The organism is Marivita sp. NO-S04 (assembly GCF_059070475.1).
Genome location: NZ_CM180980.1, coordinates 246,482 through 263,608 on the forward strand (window position 1 = coordinate 246,482; position 17,127 = coordinate 263,608).

General features: G+C 61.2%; 15 protein-coding genes and 1 tRNA gene. 7 read left to right on the top strand and 9 right to left on the bottom strand.

Features of this window, described 5'->3' with window-relative positions; translation table 11 throughout:
• Positions 1-11: 11 nt before the first annotated feature.
• On the top strand, positions 12-551 hold the full coding sequence (locus ACK3EW_RS01340) for a GNAT family N-acetyltransferase (protein ID WP_493808156.1): 540 nt from the start codon (positions 12-14) through the stop codon (positions 549-551).
• Positions 552-597: 46 nt separating this feature from the next.
• Here the strand turns inward: ACK3EW_RS01340 and ACK3EW_RS01345 are convergent, their stop codons facing one another.
• Positions 598-1,182 carry a GcrA family cell cycle regulator gene (locus tag ACK3EW_RS01345; RefSeq protein WP_439121108.1) on the bottom strand — a complete coding sequence of 195 codons (585 nt, stop codon included), beginning with the start codon at positions 1,180-1,182 and terminating at the stop codon, positions 598-600.
• Positions 1,183-1,301: 119 nt separating this feature from the next.
• On the opposite strand from ACK3EW_RS01345, the gene ACK3EW_RS01350 reads away from it, so the two are divergent.
• The gene (locus ACK3EW_RS01350) at positions 1,302-2,111 is read left to right on the top strand and encodes an ABC transporter permease (protein ID WP_493808157.1); all 810 of its coding nucleotides are present in this window, start codon (positions 1,302-1,304) and stop codon (positions 2,109-2,111) included.
• Here the strand turns inward: ACK3EW_RS01350 and ACK3EW_RS01355 are convergent.
• The 4 genes from ACK3EW_RS01355 to dapF form a co-directional block, all read right to left on the bottom strand.
• Entirely contained in the window at positions 2,059-2,982 is a 924-nt protein-coding gene (locus ACK3EW_RS01355; RefSeq protein ID WP_493808158.1) for a DMT family transporter, read from the bottom strand. The two genes, ACK3EW_RS01350 and ACK3EW_RS01355, sit on opposite strands and share 53 nt — an antisense overlap.
• Before the next feature lie 35 nt (positions 2,983-3,017).
• Complete coding sequence (locus tag ACK3EW_RS01360) at positions 3,018-3,713, bottom strand: CDP-alcohol phosphatidyltransferase family protein (protein ID WP_493808159.1); 696 nt, start codon at positions 3,711-3,713, stop codon at positions 3,018-3,020.
• A gap of 124 nt (positions 3,714-3,837) precedes the next feature.
• The gene (mtaB, locus tag ACK3EW_RS01365) at positions 3,838-5,091 is read right to left on the bottom strand and encodes a tRNA (N(6)-L-threonylcarbamoyladenosine(37)-C(2))-methylthiotransferase MtaB (protein ID WP_493808160.1); all 1,254 of its coding nucleotides are present in this window, start codon (positions 5,089-5,091) and stop codon (positions 3,838-3,840) included.
• Positions 5,088-5,927: a diaminopimelate epimerase gene (gene dapF, locus ACK3EW_RS01370; RefSeq protein WP_493808161.1), complete on the bottom strand. Its 840-nt coding sequence runs from the start codon at positions 5,925-5,927 to the stop codon at positions 5,088-5,090. Before dapF ends, mtaB begins: the two co-directional genes overlap by 4 nt.
• A 139-nt stretch (positions 5,928-6,066) precedes the next feature.
• Between dapF and ACK3EW_RS01375 the strand changes: the two genes are divergently transcribed.
• From ACK3EW_RS01375 to ACK3EW_RS01395, 5 genes are all read left to right on the top strand, one after another.
• Positions 6,067-6,142: transfer RNA gene (locus ACK3EW_RS01375), tRNA-Lys, on the top strand.
• Between the two features lie 162 nt (positions 6,143-6,304).
• Positions 6,305-7,207, top strand: a complete 903-nt coding sequence (locus ACK3EW_RS01380; protein WP_493808162.1) for a metal ABC transporter substrate-binding protein — start codon at positions 6,305-6,307, stop codon at positions 7,205-7,207.
• 91 nt (positions 7,208-7,298) lie between these two features.
• The gene (locus ACK3EW_RS01385; protein ID WP_493808163.1) at positions 7,299-8,198 is read left to right on the top strand and encodes a manganese/iron ABC transporter ATP-binding protein; all 900 of its coding nucleotides are present in this window, start codon (positions 7,299-7,301) and stop codon (positions 8,196-8,198) included.
• Entirely contained in the window at positions 8,198-9,097 is a 900-nt protein-coding gene (locus ACK3EW_RS01390) for a metal ABC transporter permease (protein ID WP_439120177.1), read from the top strand. Before ACK3EW_RS01385 ends, ACK3EW_RS01390 begins: the two co-directional genes overlap by 1 nt.
• A complete protein-coding gene (locus ACK3EW_RS01395; RefSeq protein ID WP_493808164.1) occupies positions 9,094-9,945 on the top strand; it encodes a metal ABC transporter permease in 852 nt (283 codons plus the stop codon). Before ACK3EW_RS01390 ends, ACK3EW_RS01395 begins: the two co-directional genes overlap by 4 nt.
• A gap of 42 nt (positions 9,946-9,987) precedes the next feature.
• Here the strand turns inward: ACK3EW_RS01395 and ACK3EW_RS01400 are convergent, their stop codons facing one another.
• Genes ACK3EW_RS01400 through glgA form a run of 4 tightly spaced genes read right to left on the bottom strand, consistent with a single transcriptional unit; the run spans position 9,988 to position 17,127 of the window.
• Positions 9,988-11,619, bottom strand: coding sequence for an alpha-D-glucose phosphate-specific phosphoglucomutase (locus ACK3EW_RS01400; RefSeq protein ID WP_493808165.1), 1,632 nt, complete (start codon positions 11,617-11,619; stop codon positions 9,988-9,990).
• Positions 11,616-13,592, bottom strand: a complete 1,977-nt coding sequence (locus ACK3EW_RS01405) for a 4-alpha-glucanotransferase (RefSeq protein ID WP_493808166.1) — start codon at positions 13,590-13,592, stop codon at positions 11,616-11,618. The genes ACK3EW_RS01400 and ACK3EW_RS01405 overlap by 4 nt, the downstream gene beginning before the upstream one ends.
• Positions 13,589-15,694: a glycogen debranching protein GlgX gene (gene glgX / locus ACK3EW_RS01410; protein WP_493808167.1), complete on the bottom strand. Its 2,106-nt coding sequence runs from the start codon at positions 15,692-15,694 to the stop codon at positions 13,589-13,591. Before glgX ends, ACK3EW_RS01405 begins: the two co-directional genes overlap by 4 nt.
• Positions 15,694-17,127, bottom strand: coding sequence for a glycogen synthase GlgA (gene glgA / locus ACK3EW_RS01415; protein WP_493808168.1), 1,434 nt, complete (start codon positions 17,125-17,127; stop codon positions 15,694-15,696). Before glgA ends, glgX begins: the two co-directional genes overlap by 1 nt.

The window sequence follows — 17,127 nt, forward strand, 5'->3', positions numbered from 1 at the left end:
GGGATCGTAGTATGCTAATTGAGCTCAATCAGATCGGTCGGACGGATCAGATTGCCCAATTGTTCAAAGACGCCTTCACTGCGTCCGAGGGTGCAGAAGAGGGGGCATTGGTCCACGATCTTGCGCGCGATCTGCTGACCTCGACACAGGATGAGGATATCCGTGTCTTTGTGTCCGAAGACGATGGAACACTCTGCGGCTGTGCGATCTTCACGCGACTGCGGTTTGCTGGTGACGCGCGCAGCGCGTTTCTTCTGTCGCCGATGGCAGTGGCAACGGCACATCAGGGACTGGGAGTAGGTCAACACCTGCTTAGGGGCGCTCTCGATGCGTTGCATGCCGAAGGTATCGACCTTGCGGTGACCTATGGCGATCCAAGCTTCTACTGGCGCATTGGCTTCCAACCAGTGAGCACGGACACCGTTCCCCCGCCGCTATCGCTCAAGATGCCCCATGGATGGCCCGCCCGATCCCTGAACGACGCGCCTATGACCTCATATAACGGGCCGTCGATATGCGCGCCTGCGCTGAACAATCCCGACTTCTGGTAGCCGTGCCTTCAGGCCGGGCTTTTCTACGGCTTGAAGGCGTCTGGCCTTAGCGACGACGATCGCGGCGCGAGCTCATCGGCTGGAACGCCACCCCGACATGCGCCTCGCAGTAAGGTTTGCCCTGTTGCACCGGCAGGCCGCAGAACCAGAAATTCGGTGTCGCGGGATCGCCCACCGGCCACTTGCAGGTCTTTTCGGTCAATTCCATCAGGGTCAGCTTCTTGGCCTTCTTCTCAACAGCGTTCACCTTGGCCAAAGCCTCGGGGCTGATCTCGTTGGCCGAAGGCTGCGGCGGCAAGGGCTGACCGGCAGGAATGATTTGGCGGCGTGGGCTGGGCGGAGGCGTGGCTGACTTGGTCTCCATCACCACTTCGGGTTCCGCAGGCTTGGGGGCAGGCGCAGGTTTAGGAGCTGCTGCCTTGGGTTTTGGAGCCTCCGCTTTGGGTGCGGGTTTCGCTTCGGCTTTGGCAGGACCAGCGGCCCCGGCGCGGTTCGACAGGCCCAGACGATGCACTTTCCCGATCACAGCATTGCGGGTCACGCCGCCAAGCTCCTTGGCGATCTGGCTCGCCGACTGGCCTTCGCCCCACATCTTCTTCAACAGCTCTACGCGTTCATCGGTCCAGGACATCGTGCCCTCCATCAAAAAGAGCGGCCGTTTGCGTTGGCCGCCCGAAATCTCTAAGTCGCTCCTTATTCTAATCATGCGCGGGCGAGTTACAACCCGAACTGACAGGCAAGAGGACTCCAATGCAGCAGACTGGACAGATGATCGCGAACGAACGCCGCTTTGGGCGTGTGAACTGGCTTGGCCTTTACACATTGGGCCAGCGCGAGATCCTGCGTTTCCTCAATGTCTGGACGCAAACCTTGCTTGCCCCTTTGGTGACGGCGGGGTTGTTCATGCTGATCTTCACCATCGCCATCGGACCCCGCCGGGGTGACGTGATGGGGGTGGATTTCACCACATTTATCGCGCCGGGCATCCTGATGATGACGGTGATCCAGAACGCCTTTGCCAACACATCATCGTCGATTGTCGTGTCCAAAGTGCAGGGCAATATCGTTGACACTCTGATGCCGCCGCTGTCTGCGAGTGAATTGGTGCTTGGCTACCTTGCCGGAGGCGTTGCGCGCGGGCTGATGGTCGCTATTGCCATCGCCGTCGCGCTTTGGGTGTTCCTTGGCATCGTACCGCAGCATCCGATTGCCGCGTTGTTCTTTGTCATCGTCGGTGCGGGGCTGTTGTCGGGCATTGGCATGGTCGCGGGCATCTATGCGGAAAAGTTCGACCAGATGGCCGCGATCACCAATTTCGTCGTGACCCCGCTCGCCTTCTTGTCGGGCACCTTCTACTCGGTCGAGGCCCTGCCGCCGGTGATGTATGACATCACCCATGCGAACCCGATCTTCTATCTGATCGACGGGGTGCGCTGGGGTATAATCGGGGTGTCCGATAGTAGCCCGGCTTTAGGTGCGGTGATTGCCGTCGCGAGTACGGTCGCGATCAATCTGCTTGCGTGGGTATTTTTCCGACGGGGCTACCGGCTGAAGGCCTGATCCGGCCTTCGCGCCACATCAATAGACCGGCGCCGCACAGGATGATCAGCGTCCCGATGACCGACACCGCATCGGGACGGACACCAAAGACAAGAAAATCGTAGAACGCAGCAAAGACCAGCGTGGCATAAAAGAACGGCCCCACAAAGCTTGCGTCAGCGCGGGCAATGGCGTTGATGAAGCAGGTCTGCGCGGCCGCCATCAAGAACCCGATCCCCGCCAGCGCCATCCATTGCTGTGGCGTCGGTGCGATCCAAACCCAGACAGCAGCAGCCGACGCGATGCCAACCCCAATCACGTTATTGATCAGTAGAATTTGCAATGGCCCCTCGCGCCCGGTCAGCCGCTTGATCACGATCACCTCGAACCCAAGCGACAGGGCTGCGCCAACCGCCAATAGTGCAGCAGGCTGAAACGCGTCAGGCGTCGGACGCAGCAGAATCATGGCGCCGATCAACGCAATCGCCACCGCGCTAAGGCGGACGGGTCCGACCCGCTCTCCCAAAAGCGGAATTGCCAGCAACATCCCGATCACGGGGTTCAGAAAGCTGATCGCGGTGGCGTCCGACAATGGGATAAATGCCGCCGCCGCAAACATGAGCGTCACGCCACCCCAGCCGAATGCCACCCGCAACGTGTGTGTTTTCCAAGCGATTTCGGTGAAGTGCAACCGCATCGCCAACGCAGCCACTGCAAAGGCGAAAAAGGCAAAAATGAACCGGCCCTGACTGATCTGAAGCGGGTTGAGCGCAGGGCCCAAAACATCCGTTCCCAGCATCTTGGCCAATAGCGTGGTGCCTGCGACGAAAGCCGAGGCCAGCAGCGTCAACAGCGCAGCAAGAAGCGGATTCTGGGCTTTGGGCACGAACATGGTTCAGCCATGATCAGCTTTTCAGACGATGGCAATCACTGGTTGCGTATCGGTACAATCTGCTGAACGATCCCGACAAGGATCAGGTAAAGCGACGTTGCAATCAGACCCCAATGCGCCCAGCTTTCGGGGTGAAAATCAACCCAAGCTGCCCAGCCCGCAAAGAAGGTCCACGCAAGCGCAATCGGCAATGACACGTTGCGCCAGCGCTCGGTGCGCACCGGGTGAATGAACTTGAGCGGCAGGAACATCGCCACGGCCAGAAGTGCCACCATACTCAACGAGACCCAGAAGTTTGGCTCGATGGCGAAGAGCACCAGCACCAGCATATTCCAACAGCCCGGAAAGCCCTGGAACGAATTGTCCGAGGTCTTCATCCGGCTGTCCGCGAAATACATGGCCGAGGCGAAGGTGATCACGATGATCGCAAACCAGCCCGTCCAGCCCGGCAGAAGACCTGATTGGAACAGTGCGAAAGCAGGAATGAAAACGTAGGTCAGGTAGTCGATGATAAGGTCAAGCAGTACCCCGTCAAAGCGTGGGGCGTTGGTCTTCACATCGTATTTCCGCGCCAACGGGCCATCGATGCCGTCCACCGCAAAGGCCACCACCAGCCACAGGAACATGATCGACCACTTCTCCTGAGCGGCTGCCAGCAGTGCCAGCATGGCAAAGACGGCTCCAGTGGCGGTCAGGAGATGGACGCACAACGCGCGAGATTGATCAGTCATTCCGAGGTTTTGGCCGAATTGTCGAAGCGGTGCAATTGGGGGTGCGCATTTTTCCCGCTGTTGTGAGCGGCACCGATGCCTCGACGCATCGGACGTTTGCGTTGACGCAAACGCATACCGGCTCTTAGGCGACGAGTTGATGCCCGTCCTGCCCGGTGATCGTCGCGCGCACGATCTGTCCCACGGGTTGTTCTGCCGCAAACCTGACTTCGGTGAATTGTTCTGTCCTGCCCATGTCCGGCGCTTCCATCAGCACGCTGTGCATCACTCCCTGCTGCGCCGCCAGATGGCGCGACACGGCAACCTCACCCGCCGCCCGCAATCGCGCGGCACGGTCCTTGATCGCGCGCCCGTCCACCTGCGGCATCCGGGCCGCCGGAGTGCCTTCGCGCGGCGAATAGGGGAAGACGTGCAGCCAAGTCAGTTTGCATTCTTCGACCAGCTTCAGCGAGTTTGCGAAATGCGCCTCGGTCTCGGTCGGGAACCCTGCGATAATGTCTGCGCCAAAGGTCATGTCGGGACGCAGTGAACGCGCCTCTTCGGCGAAGCGAATCGCATCGTCACGCAGATGGCGGCGTTTCATCCGCTTGAGGATCAGGTCGTCGCCATGCTGAAGGCTCAGATGCAGATGCGGCATCAGACGCGGTTCGGTCGCAATCGCCTGCATCAGGTTCTCGTCAACCTCGATGCTGTCGATCGAACTGATCCGCAGGCGCGGCAAGTCCGGCACCAGCTTGAGGATGCGCATCACCAGATCGCCCAGTTTTGGCTGCGCGGGCAGGTCTGCCCCCCAGGATGTCAGATCGACCCCGGTCAGCACCACCTCGTTGAAGCCCTTGTCGACGAGCCGCTTGATCTGATCCACGATCACACCGGCAGGCACCGACCGCGAATTGCCGCGACCATAGGGAATGATGCAAAACGTGCAGCGGTGATCGCAGCCGTTCTGGACCTGCACATAAGCGCGCGACCGCGTGCCGAATCCGTCGATTAGATGTTGCGCGGTTTCCGTCACGGACATGATGTCGTTGACCTGCACCGCCTCAGTCTCACCGATGAAGTCCGCCGCCAAACCTTTCCAAGTATCGGGCGTCATCTTCTCGGTATTGCCGATCACCGCATCAACTTCGGCCATCTTGGCAAAAGTTTCCGGTTCGGTCTGCGCGGCGCATCCAGTCACGATAAGTTTGGCATCCGGGTTCTCCCGACGCAGCTTGCGGATCTCCTGACGCGCCTTGCGCACAGCCTCGGCGGTGACGGCGCAGGTGTTGACCACAACAGCGTTCTGAAGCCCCGCCTGTGCGGCAAGGTCTTTCATTGCCTCGGTCTCATAGGCGTTCAGGCGACAGCCCAGAGTGGTGAACTTGGGCGGGGTCATGACACGCGCTCCAGCCAGTCCGCCATAAAGGTGCCCGAGAACACATGCGCCGTCGGTCCGGTCATCCAGACCCCATCCTCGCGCCAGTCGATCTCGATCCGCCCGCCATCCAGGTCGATGCTCACCCGACGCCCGGTCAACCCGCGCCGCGACGCTGCAACCGCCGTGGCACAGGAAGACGAGCCAGAGGCCAAGGTAACGCCCACGCCCCGCTCCCACACGCGCATCCGCAGATGGTTGGGGCCGATGACGCTGGCAAACTGCACATTGGTGCGCTGCGGATAAAGCGGGTGATGCTCGATCTCGGCCCCGCGCGCGGCAAGGTCCACCGATTCGGCGTTCGCGACAAAGAACGTGCAATGCGGGTTGCCCATCCCTGTCGCCGTGGGCGCGCCCTCTATAGGCAACTCCAACGTGTCCATTTCATGCGCCAACGGAACCTCGTCCCAGCGCAACTGAGGCTGCCCCATATTCACCGACGTGAGCCCGTCACCGGCATCGCGCGCCAGCAAGCGCCCACGTTCGGTGGTCAACACGACCTCAGACCGGCCCGACTCGTCGATCAAATGCCGCGCAATGCATCGCGTTGCATTGCCACAGGCGCCAGCCGTCGATCCATCCGAATTGTAGAAGGTCAATCGCGCATCGGCATCACCGTCGCCAGTTTCGATCACCGCAAGCTGGTCGAATCCCACACCGCGATGACGGTCCCCGATTGCCTGCGCGAGCGCGGCCGTCATGCCAACAGGGCGCACACGCGCATCTAGCACGACAAAATCATTGCCGAGTCCGTGCATCTTCATGAAGGCGATATCGCGCGTTGCATGGGTCATCATGGCCGCGCATATACGCCTGTCATGGGCATCTTTCCAGCCCACCGCACCGCGCCCATTTCGGCAAACTGTGAGATTGGTTTGAATTCTGCCGTTTTGGGGGTTGACCACCCCGGTGCGTCTTTCTAGACAACGCGCCAGTGGGCCGTTAGCTCAGTTGGTAGAGCAACTGACTTTTAATCAGTGGGTCGCAGGTTCGAATCCTGCACGGCTCACCACTGATCTCCTCAAAAATGCAGTTCTGCGTAGGAATACCCCCGGTACATCACGGGATATTTTTGTGTCGTACCCCTTGTGGGGGCGGTCTGTCTTCCTACGTTGTTGCGAGTGATTTGCATTTTCAAAACTGAACGGGCATAGTCAACACGGAGGGTCAAAACATGAGAACGAAGTTCACCGCGCTGGTATCGGCCGGGCTTTTGGCTGTCGCGGCCAGTGGGGCGACAGCGGACGAGAAAATGAAAGTGGTCACCACCTTTACCGTTCTTGCCGATATGGCGGCGAACGTGGCGGGGGATGCCGCCGAAGTGGTGTCGATTACCAAACCGGGTGCGGAGATTCACGGCTATGAGCCAACCCCGCAAGATATTGTGCGGGCCTATGACGCCGATCTGATCCTGTGGAACGGTCTGAACCTCGAACTGTGGTTCGAACAATTCATCGCCAATATGGACGATGTGCCGTCGGTGACGCTCAGCGATGGCACCGACCCGATTTCGATCTCGTCTGGCAGCTACGAAGGCAAGCCCAACCCGCATGCCTGGATGGGGCTGGATAACGCTTTGATCTATATCGACAATATCACCAAAGCTTTTGCTGACGCAGACCCGGACAATGCCACGCTCTATGCCGAGAACGCCGACCGCTACAAAGCCGAGCTGCGCGCCACGATCGAGCCGCTGCGCGCGGCGGTTGCGGACATCCCCGAAGATCAGCGCTGGCTTGTGACCTGCGAAGGTGCGTTCAGTTACCTTGCCCGCGACATGGGGCTGAAAGAACTGTATCTATGGCCGATGAACGCCGACCAGAACGGCACACCACAGCAGGTCCGCGCGGTGATCGACGGGGTCCGGGACAATGACATCCCAGTTGTTTTCTGCGAAAGCACCGTCAACACCGCTCCGGCGGAACAGGTCGCGCGCGAAACGGGTGCCACCTATGGCGGCGTGCTCTATGTCGATTCGCTAAGCGAGGAAGGCGGTCCGGTGCCGACCTACCTTGACCTACTGACCGTGACGACCCGCACTGTTGCCGAAGGTCTGACCACCGCCGTCAGCAACTAGGCGGCGCAAAACCGGATACAAAGGCCGGCAGCTGCAAGGCTGCGGGCGCACCCATGCCAGGACCAAGCGCCTGCAACACTAAGGACACGCCATGCTCGATGAGCAGAGCCAGACGACCCTGACCACCAGCAGCGCCGCAAAAGGCGGTGGACTGTCTGCACAGGACGTGACCGTCACATATCGCAACGGCCACACCGCGCTTTGGAACGCCAGTTTCGAAATCCCGCGCGGCACCGTGACGGCGCTTGTGGGGATCAACGGCGCGGGCAAGTCCACACTGTTCAAGGCGATCATGGGGTTTGTGCCCGCCGCCAAGGGCGAGATTCGCATCCTTGGATTGACCGTAAAAGAAGCGCTGGCCCGCAATCTCGTGGCCTACGTGCCGCAATCCGAAGAGGTGGACTGGGCTTTCCCGGTGCTGGTCGAAGATGTCGTGATGATGGGCCGGTACGGCAAAATGGGGTTTCTACGTCGCCCCAAAGCCGCCGACCACGCAGCGGTTGATCAGGCGCTGGCCCGCGTAAACATGACCGAGTTTCGCCACCGCCAGATCGGTGAACTCTCCGGCGGTCAGCGCAAGCGCGTGTTCCTTGCACGCGCCTTGGCGCAGGACGGGCAGGTGATCCTGCTGGATGAACCGTTCACAGGCGTAGACGTCAAAACCGAGGACCAAATCGTGGCGTTGCTGCGCGAACTCCGCGACGAAGGCCGGGTGATGCTGGTCTCGACCCACAACCTTGGTTCGGTGCCCGAATTCTGCGACGGCACGGTTCTGGTGAAAGGCACCGTGCTCAGCTACGGCCCGACGGAAACCACCTTCACCCGCGAGAACCTCGAACAGGCGTTCGGTGGGGTGCTGCGCCACTTCACGCTGGGCGGTGATGCGCTGCACGACGACGAAGACGCCCGCGCCATCACGATCTTTACCGACGATGAACGCCCCTTCGTGCAATACGGCGACAAGACCCAGATCACGGAAAGCAAACCGTGATGGACCTTCTGCTCGAACCCTTCGGCTACAATTACATGGTCAACGCCATGTGGGTCTCGGCACTGGTTGGCGCCGTCTGTGCGTTCCTTTCAGCCTATCTGATGCTCAAGGGCTGGTCCCTGATCGGCGACGCGCTGTCCCATTCGGTCGTGCCGGGGGTGGCGGGGGCCTATATCCTTGGCCTGCCGTTCGCACTGGGTGCCTTCATCGCAGGCGGGCTGGCGGCCGGAGCGATGCTGTTTTTATCGGAACGCTCTGGGCTGAAACCGGATGTTATCATCGGGCTGATCTTCACCTCGTTCTTCGGGCTAGGCCTGTTCATGGTGTCCGTGAACCCGATGTCGGTTTCGGTGCAGACCATCACCATGGGCAACATCCTCGCCATCACACCCGAGGACACGCTCCAGCTTGCCATCATCGGCTTTGTGTCGCTGGCGGTGCTGCTGCTCAAATGGAAAGACCTCATGGTCACCTTCTTTGACGAAAACCATGCCCGCACCATCGGCCTGCGCCCACAACTGCTCAAGGCGGTGTTCTTCATCCTGTTGTCGGCCTCCGTCGTGGCGGCCATGCAAACCGTGGGCGCGTTCCTCGTAATCGCCATGGTGGTGACACCGGGGGCGACCGCCTACCTGCTCTGCGACCGCTTCTCGCGCCTGATCATCACATCCGTGATCATCGGGTCGGTGACCAGCTTCACCGGAGCCTATATCAGCTACTTCCTCGACGGCGCGACCGGTGGCATCATCGTCTGCCTGCAAACGCTGATCTTCCTTGTGGCTTTTGTGTTTGCCCCGCAGCACGGCCTGCTTGCTGCACGTCGCAAGGCGAACGCAGCGCTGAGGGATGGGCCAAAGGACAGCCTCGTGCAGGCCGCCCCTGCAAAAGGCGGTGCATGATGGACGTCGAAGCGCTGCTTTTGCCGTTTCGCTTTGCATTTATGCAAAACGCCTTCCTCATCTCGATGATGGTGGCTGTGCCCACTGCGCTGCTCTCCTGCTTTCTGGTGCTCAAAGGCTGGGCGCTCATGGGCGACGCGGTCAGCCACGCCGTGCTGCCGGGGATCGTGCTGGCCTATATCCTCGGCATCCCGCTGATCGTGGGAGCGTTTGCCGCTGGAATGACCTGCGCTTTGGCGACGGGGTATTTGTCCACCAACAGCCGGGTCAAGGAAGACACGGTGATGGGCGTGGTGTTCTCCGGCATGTTCGGTCTCGGGATCGTGCTCTATGTCTCGGTCGAGACAAACGTTCATCTTGATCACATCCTGTTCGGCAACATGCTGGGGGTCGAGCCGCATGAGCTTTGGACGGCAGGCATCATCTCAGCGCTGGTCGCCGGGGCGCTGGTTCTCAAGTGGAAAGACTGGCTGTTGCACAGCTTTGATCCCGCGCAGGCACAAGCCTCGGGTCTCTGGGTCAATGCGCTGCATTACGGGATGTTGACAGCCCTGTCGCTGACTATTGTGGCCACGCTTTCTGCGGCTGGCCTGATCCTTGCCATCGGGTTACTGATCGCGCCGGGGGCAATTGCGTTCCTGCTGGTGCGACAGTTCAAGGCGATGCTTTGGGTCGCGGTCGGGGTGAACATAGCCGCTATGCTCCTTGGCACCTATCTCAGCTTTTTTCTCGACAGCGCGCCGGCACCGACGATCATCTTGATCCTCAGCGCGCTCTTCGTCGTGGCCTTCGTCCGCCGTCAAATGCTGACCCGCCGCGCGTCCCGACAGCGCGTCCAGCAGGTGTAGGGCCGAGGATTTTCGAAACTCCTTTCGAAAGGGCTTCCCCGCTCAGGTCATCACGTCAGGCGCTGTCCGTCCGGTGCGCTCGGTCAAGCCACTGATCAACGCGGTCGCCTCCGCGATGTCCTTAAGCGCCGCCTGCGTCTCGATGTTCAGATCGCCTTCGGGCGCTTCATACCGCTCCAGATAGACACGCAGCGTCGCACCCTCAGTGCCGGTGCCGGACAACCGCAGCACCGCACGACCACCGCCCTCGAAATTGATCCGAAGCCCCTGATTATGGCTCACCGACCCGTCCACCGGATCATGGTAGGAAAAGCTGTCCGCCATCGTCACGGTACACGCCCCGAAGGTCTGCCCCGCCAAAGCGTCCAGCTTCATCGTCAGGTCGGCCATCAACCCGTTCGCCGCCGCCGAGTCCACGGCTTCGTAATCGTGGCGCAAATAATAGTTGCGGCCATAGGTCTGCCAATGGTCCTGCAGAATGTCCTTCACCGACATCTTGCGCACCGCCAGAATGTTGAGCCACAGCAGAACCGCCCAAAGCCCGTCCTTCTCGCGCACATGGTCGCTGCCGGTGCCAGCGCTTTCCTCGCCGCAGAGCGTCACGCGCCCGGCGTCCAGCAGGTTGCCAAAGAACTTCCAGCCTGTCGGTGTTTCGAAACACTCAACCGCCAGCGCCTCGGCCACTCGGTCACACGCACCACTGGTCGGCATGGATCGCGCCACGCCGGCGATACCGCGCTCGTATCCGGGGGCCAGATGCGCGTTGGCTGCCAGCACAGCCAGCGAGTCTGATGGCGTGACATAGACGCCCTTGCCAAGGATCATGTTCCGGTCGCCATCCCCGTCAGACGCCGCCGCGAAATCAGGCCCGTCGTCGGACATCACCATGTCGACCAGCGGCTTGGCCCAGATCGGGTTCGGGTCGGGGTGGCCCTTGCCGAAATCCACCGACGGCACACCGTTCAGCACCGTACCCGCAGGCGCGCCCAGAGTGTCTTCCAGAATGGTCTTGGCATAGGGTCCGGTCACGGCATGCATCGCGTCGAATTTCATGGTGAAGCCGCTGGCGAACAGCGCCCGCAGGGCTGCGAAGTCGAACAGGTCTTCCATCAGCGCGGCGTAGTCGTCGACCGGATCGACGATCTCCACCGCCATCTCGCCCAATGACACTGTTCCGATCTGGCCAAGGTCGATATCTGCCGTGTCCAGTGTCTTGTAGCTGCTGAGTGTTTTGGTTTGCTCGAAGATCGCGTCGGTGATCGCTTCGGGCGCAGGCCCCCCGTTCGAGATGTTGTATTTCAGTCCAAAATCTTCGTCGATGCCACCGGGATTGTGGCTGGCCGACAGGATCAACCCACCATCCGCCCCACGCTGGCGGATCAGGTTCGATGCCGCCGGGGTGGACAGCAGCCCGCTTTGACCGACAATCGCCAGCGCAGCGCCATTGGCCGAGGCCATGCGCAGGATCGTCTGGATCGCCTCGGCGTTGAAGTACCGACCGTCGCCGCCGATCACCAATGCCTTACCCGCAACGCCACCGATTGCCTTGAAGATCGACTGAACGAAACACTCCACGTAGCCCGGTTGCATGTAAACGCGGGTCTTCTTGCGCAGCCCCGATGTGCCGGGCTTCTGGCCCTCAAACGGGGTGCAGGTCTGGGTCAGGATCGTCATGCGGGTACCTCCTTGGGGTGGTCCGTCTCGTCTTGGTGAGCGGGTGCGCCGCGCGCATTGCTCATCACATCTGAAATATGCAGCAAGGCCGCGCTCTGTTCCATCGCGTCGATGGGCAGGCTCAGCCGTCGTCGCCAATTGGGGTGTTCGTTGATCGTGCCGGGCAGGTTTTGCGCTTCAAGCTCGCCAAACACATCGTCCATCTGCACCGACACCAACGCCGCCGGAGAGTGCGCCAAACCGCCGTGGATGGCGTCAACGATGTCTCCAATCTGCGCAGTGCTTGGGATCGCGCAAACGTCGCGCAGGCTGGCGCGCTGTTTGGCCCGTTGGCTATGGCGCGCGGCACGGTCGCCCGAAGACAGCCAGCCAACCCGTTGCCACCAGTCAATGTCGGTGCCGTGCCAGAAGCCGCTGAGCGTTGGCGTGTCGTGGGTGCCGAAACAGGCTAGGCTTTGGGGCGGCAAAGTGTCGGCCGGCAGGATGTCCCCCAGATGGTTCGCCTCGAACTGCCAGACGGCATAGCTGTACAGACCCGCGTCGTTCATCGCCTGACGAAAACCATCCGGCACCAGCCCAAGGTCTTCGCCCACCACCAAACACCCGGCCTGATGCGCCTCGATGGTGATCACGGCCAAAAGCGCGTCCAATGGTTGCGTGATGTATCCGCCCGGACTGCCATCGTCTGGCAGCCAATAGCTGCGCAACAGCCCCAGCGCATGGTCGATCCGCAGCACGCCGCATTTCGCCATCAAACGCCGCAGCATTGACCTGAGCGGCGCGTAGCGTGCTTGTGCCAACGGCCCCGGCGCATGCGCGGCCAGCGCCCAGGATTGACCCTCGGGGCTCAGATGATCGGGGGGCGCACCGATGGTGACGCCGTGCGCGATGGTGTCCGCGTTGACCCAGACCTCGGCCCCGTCGGGGCGTGGACCCACTGCAAGATCAAGGTAAAGGCCAAGCGCCATACCCGAGGCACAGGCGTCGCGCTGTGCCGCGTCGATCTGGGTGGCGGCCAGGTATTGCAGCCACAGATGGAATTCCGCCCGTTTTCCAGCAGCCTTGCGCGCCGCTGCTCCGGGTATTTGCAACGGTACAGGCCAAGTGCGGAAATCATGCCCATGGATTTCGCTGATCGCCTCGAACTCGGCGAACTGACGGGTCTCGTCAGAGCAGGTCTCGCACCAATCTGCAAACGCGTCCTTGTCGCGCGTTTTGAATTGCACCTCCAACGCTGCGCGATGCCGTTCACGGAATGCCGCATAGTCTATGAGGCCTGCGTCCGGTGTCGGCCCTAACCCACCTTCAACCGCGATATGGTCGATGTTGAACATGCCGCGATGCGACGGCGAATAGGGGCTGATGATCTCCTCCATCGCCCAGCCCAGTGCGTGCAGCGGATTGACCCCCAGGAACTCTGCCCCGGCCCGTCCGAACGTGGTGGCAACGGCGCCCAGATCGCGGTAATTTCCCAGCCCGCCATTCGTGGCTGAGCGCAAACCATAAAGCGCCCCAGTCGTGCCCCAGCAAGCGTCGATATGCGCCTTCGACGCCAGATCAGGCGCGCGGTGCGGGCGCACCATGACAAAGCACCGGCCGGATTGCGCACCCGTGATGTGCAGGTCGTAATAACCAACACCCAACCGAGGGAGGTTAATCACGCCGCTCGCATGGCCTTCGTCAATGATGTCCCCTTGCTCATTCACCAGCGACCAGTCGCAGGTGCCGGGCATGGGAACGGTGATCGGGTCTCCGGCAAAGGCAATCACCTCTGTCGGCCGCGCGTCCGCAGTCTGCGCCGCCAATGCCTCGGCCACCTGTGCCGGGCTGTCTGCCTCCGTCCCCAAAGCCTTGAGCAAGGCTCGCAGCGTGTCGGGACAGGTCTCGTGCCGGATGCCATGCAAGTCGAAAAAGTCGAGGTAGATGCCTTGCGCCTGTGCTAGCGCGCGCAAACTTTCGTCGGTGTCGCTCATCTGGCAGAACCGGGCTTGAGAACAAAGGCACTGACCGATTGGGCCGGGACGCAGACCCGCTCTGCGGAAATGGGCGTTGCGGTCTGGGCAGGTTCTGAACTGTCTATTTCGCGCACCCAAACGTCCGGCGCGGTTGGCAGCACAAGATCAAGATCGTCGTCGCTCCGATTGAAGGCCAAGAGCACTTCGTCGGTCAGCGCTTTGCCCGCCACGCTTTCCGCATTGCCGCGCAAATGCAGGCACAGGCTGGACAGTGTGTCGTCGCTCCAATTCAAAGGTTTGCCATCGAAACCGCGCCATTCCACGTCTTTGCGGCGGTCTGTCTCACGCGTGGCCCCGTGCAGGAAATCCATCTGCCGCAGGATCGGTGTTTCGTGCCGGAACCGGGAAAGTTCTGCAGTAAAGCCAATCATCTCAGGGTTTAGCGCCGCCCAGTCGATCCATGTGGTCTCATTATCCTGACAATAGGCGTTGTTGTTGCCGTGCTGCGTGTGTCCGCCCTCATCCCCGGCCAAGAGCATCGGCGTGCCTTGGGACAGGAACACCGTGGCCAGCATGTTGCGCTGTCGCCTTGCGCGTTGGGCGCGGATCGCTGGGTCGTCGCTTGGTCCTTCGACGCCGAAATTGTCGCTGTAATTTTCTTTATGTCCGTCGCGATTGCCTTCGCCATTGGCCTCGTTGTGGCGGTTCTCGAATTGCGTTGTGTCGGCCAGCGTGTAGCCATCATGCGAGGCGGCATAGTTGACGGATGACCACACCCGCCGCCCGCGTTTGTCGAACAGGTAAGCGGTGCCAAGCAGTGCTGATCCCAACTCCTGCGCGCCATGTGCATCGCCACGCCAGAATTTGCGCACCGTATCGCGATAACGGTCGTTCCATTCGGCGACTTTGGCCGGGAAGCCGCCCAACTGGTATCCGTCCGGGCCGATATCCCAGGGTTCCGCGATGAGTTTCACGTCCGCCAACACCGGGTCTTGCCGTAGCGCGCTCATGAAGCGCCCCGAGCGGTCGAACCCATCCGTTTCGCGGCACAGCGTTGTGGCAAGATCAAAGCGGAACCCATCGACTCCCATCGCCTGTACCCAGAACCGCAGACTGTCGAGGATCATGCGGATGACAAAAGGGTGCGTCACGTTCAGCGTGTTGCCACAGCCTGTATCGTTCACATAATAGCGCGGCTGGTCGTCCTGCAGGCGATAATACGCAGCATTGTCGAGCCCGCGAAACGACAGGGTCGGGCCAAGGTGATCGCCTTCCGCTGAATGGTTGTAGACCACATCAAGAATGACCTCGATCCCAGCAGCATGGAACCTGTCCACCATCGCGCGGAAGCCGCGCACGCCATCGGGGCCGAAATAGCGCGGCTCGGGCGCAAAGAACCCGACCGTGTTGTAGCCCCAGTAGTTCACAAGGCCGCGCCCCGAGAGCGCCCCTTCGGACTTGATCGCCTGTACCGGCAGCAGTTCGACCGCCGTCACGCCAAGCTTGGTCAAATGCTCCAGCATGACGGGCGAGGCCAGACCTTCATAGGTGCCGCGTAGGTTCTCGGGCATCCCCGGATGGCGCTTGGTCAACCCTTTGACATGGGCTTCATAGATCAGCGTGTCTTGCCATCCCTTGGACAACGGCTGCGCATCCATCGGGAAAAGCGCCGGGTCCGACACCACCGACTTCGCCACAAACGGTGCGCTGTCGCGGCTGTCAAAGGACAGATCCGCCTCGGGTGCGGCGTGCTGATACCCAAAACTTGCCGTGTGATCGGTGAACGCGCCATGAAACTCGCGCGTGTACGGGTCGATCAGCAGCTTGTTGCGGTTAAAGCGATGCCCAGCCTCGGGCGCATAAGGCCCTGACGCGCGGTAGCCATAAAGCGTACCGGGCTGTACCCCCGGCAGATACCCATGCCACACCGCCCCTGTACGTTCGGGCAGCGGAAGACGCATCTCTTCGCGCGTGCCGTCCTGTGAAAACAGACACAGGGAGACCTGTTCGGCATGTTCCGAGAACACCGCGAAATTCGTGCCGCCCCCATCGTAATGCGCACCCAACCGCGACGGTGAGCCGGGTTCAAGCGTTGCGGAAACGGTGGCGTGATAGGTCATCAGACAAGATCGGTGTAAAGGTCACGATAGGCTTGGGCAGAGCTGTCCCAGCTCACAGGATGACGCATAGCGGCGCGTTGCAGGGATTGCCACAGTTTCGGGTCAGCATAGGCGTCAACCACCCGGTCGATGACCTGCGCAATCCCGAAGGCACTCACATCTATGAAGACAAAACCTGTGGCCGCTTTGGCAAGGATCGCTGCGACGTTGGCGTCGATCACCGTATCGGCCAGTCCCCCGGTGCGCGCGACAACGGGCAGGGTGCCATAGCGCAGGCCGTACAGCTGGGTCAGTCCGCAGGGTTCGAACCGCGACGGGATCAGAATCGCATCGCTGCCCGCCTGAAACAGATGTGACAGCGCCTCGTCGTAGCCGATATGGGTAGCAACCTGACCGGGATGGGCCTGTGCCGCATCGCGGAAGCCTTGTTCGAGCTCGGGTTGGCCCGTGCCCAAAACGGCAAGCTGTGCGCCCCGTTCCACCAGATGCGGTACGGCGTCCAGCAAAGCATCCAGACCTTTTTGGTTGGTCAGACGGCTGACCACGCAGAACAGCGGACCAGCGGAGTCGGTGTTCAGTCCCAGCCGCTCGCTCAGCGCGGTACGGTTCGCCGCTTTGCGCTTTAGCGTTTTGGCCTCATAGGGCTCGGCCAAAGCGGTATCATCGGCAGGATTCCATGCGTCGATGTCGATCCCGTTCAGCACTCCGCTCAGAACCGAGGCACGCGCCTGCAACACGCCCTCAAGCCCCATACCGAAGTCCGGCGTGAGTATTTCGCGCGCATAGGTCGGGCTGACCGTGGTGATCCGATCCGCGTACATCAATGCGCCCTTGAGGAAGCTCAGATCGCCATGGAACTCCAGCCCCTCAGGATGAAACCAATCGGTCTTGAGGTGCAGCCGGTCCAGAACCTGCGGGCCAAACCGGCCTTGGAAGGCGATATTGTGGATGGTGATGATCGACCTCGGCGTGTCGCGCCCGGCCATCCGCAAGTAGACCGGCGCAAGCGCCGCCTGCCAGTCATGGGCGTGCAGGACATCGGGCTGATAGCCGTCGATTGCCCCCATTGCGATGCGCGCCCCCGCCATCGATAACGCGCCAAAGCGCAGATGGTTGTCGGCCCAATCTTTGCCCGCTTCATCGACATAAAGCCCACCGGGCCGGTCAAAGAGTTGGGGCGCGTCCAGCAGCTGAAGCGTAATCCCCTGTACGGTTACTCTGACGATGCGGCCGGGGCCGCCCGGCAGGTCGTCAAATCGTGCAACTTCTTCGCCCTTGGGCAGCAACGGAAAAAGCGGCGGATATGCGGGCAACACCACCTGTGCGTCCACATCCACCCGTGCCAAAGCGGCAGGCAATGCGCCGACCACATCCGCCAATCCACCCGTTTTCACGAAAGGCGCACATTCCGAAGCCACCATCAGGACGTTCAT

Coding starts and splice junctions, on each gene's coding strand:
- ACK3EW_RS01340 (WP_493808156.1), top strand. CDS start 12: ATGCTAATTGAGCTCAATCAGATCGGTCGGACGGATCAGATTGCCCAA.
- ACK3EW_RS01345 (WP_439121108.1), bottom strand. CDS start 1,182: ATGTCCTGGACCGATGAACGCGTAGAGCTGTTGAAGAAGATGTGGGGC.
- ACK3EW_RS01350 (WP_493808157.1), top strand. CDS start 1,302: ATGCAGCAGACTGGACAGATGATCGCGAACGAACGCCGCTTTGGGCGT.
- ACK3EW_RS01355 (WP_493808158.1), bottom strand. CDS start 2,982: ATGTTCGTGCCCAAAGCCCAGAATCCGCTTCTTGCTGCGCTGTTGACG.
- ACK3EW_RS01360 (WP_493808159.1), bottom strand. CDS start 3,713: ATGACTGATCAATCTCGCGCGTTGTGCGTCCATCTCCTGACCGCCACT.
- mtaB (WP_493808160.1), bottom strand. CDS start 5,091: ATGACCCCGCCCAAGTTCACCACTCTGGGCTGTCGCCTGAACGCCTAT.
- dapF (WP_493808161.1), bottom strand. CDS start 5,927: ATGATGACCCATGCAACGCGCGATATCGCCTTCATGAAGATGCACGGA.
- ACK3EW_RS01380 (WP_493808162.1), top strand. CDS start 6,305: ATGAGAACGAAGTTCACCGCGCTGGTATCGGCCGGGCTTTTGGCTGTC.
- ACK3EW_RS01385 (WP_493808163.1), top strand. CDS start 7,299: ATGCTCGATGAGCAGAGCCAGACGACCCTGACCACCAGCAGCGCCGCA.
- ACK3EW_RS01390 (WP_439120177.1), top strand. CDS start 8,198: ATGGACCTTCTGCTCGAACCCTTCGGCTACAATTACATGGTCAACGCC.
- ACK3EW_RS01395 (WP_493808164.1), top strand. CDS start 9,094: ATGATGGACGTCGAAGCGCTGCTTTTGCCGTTTCGCTTTGCATTTATG.
- ACK3EW_RS01400 (WP_493808165.1), bottom strand. CDS start 11,619: ATGACGATCCTGACCCAGACCTGCACCCCGTTTGAGGGCCAGAAGCCC.
- ACK3EW_RS01405 (WP_493808166.1), bottom strand. CDS start 13,592: ATGAGCGACACCGACGAAAGTTTGCGCGCGCTAGCACAGGCGCAAGGC.
- glgX (WP_493808167.1), bottom strand. CDS start 15,694: ATGACCTATCACGCCACCGTTTCCGCAACGCTTGAACCCGGCTCACCG.
- glgA (WP_493808168.1), bottom strand. CDS start 17,127: ATGAACGTCCTGATGGTGGCTTCGGAATGTGCGCCTTTCGTGAAAACG.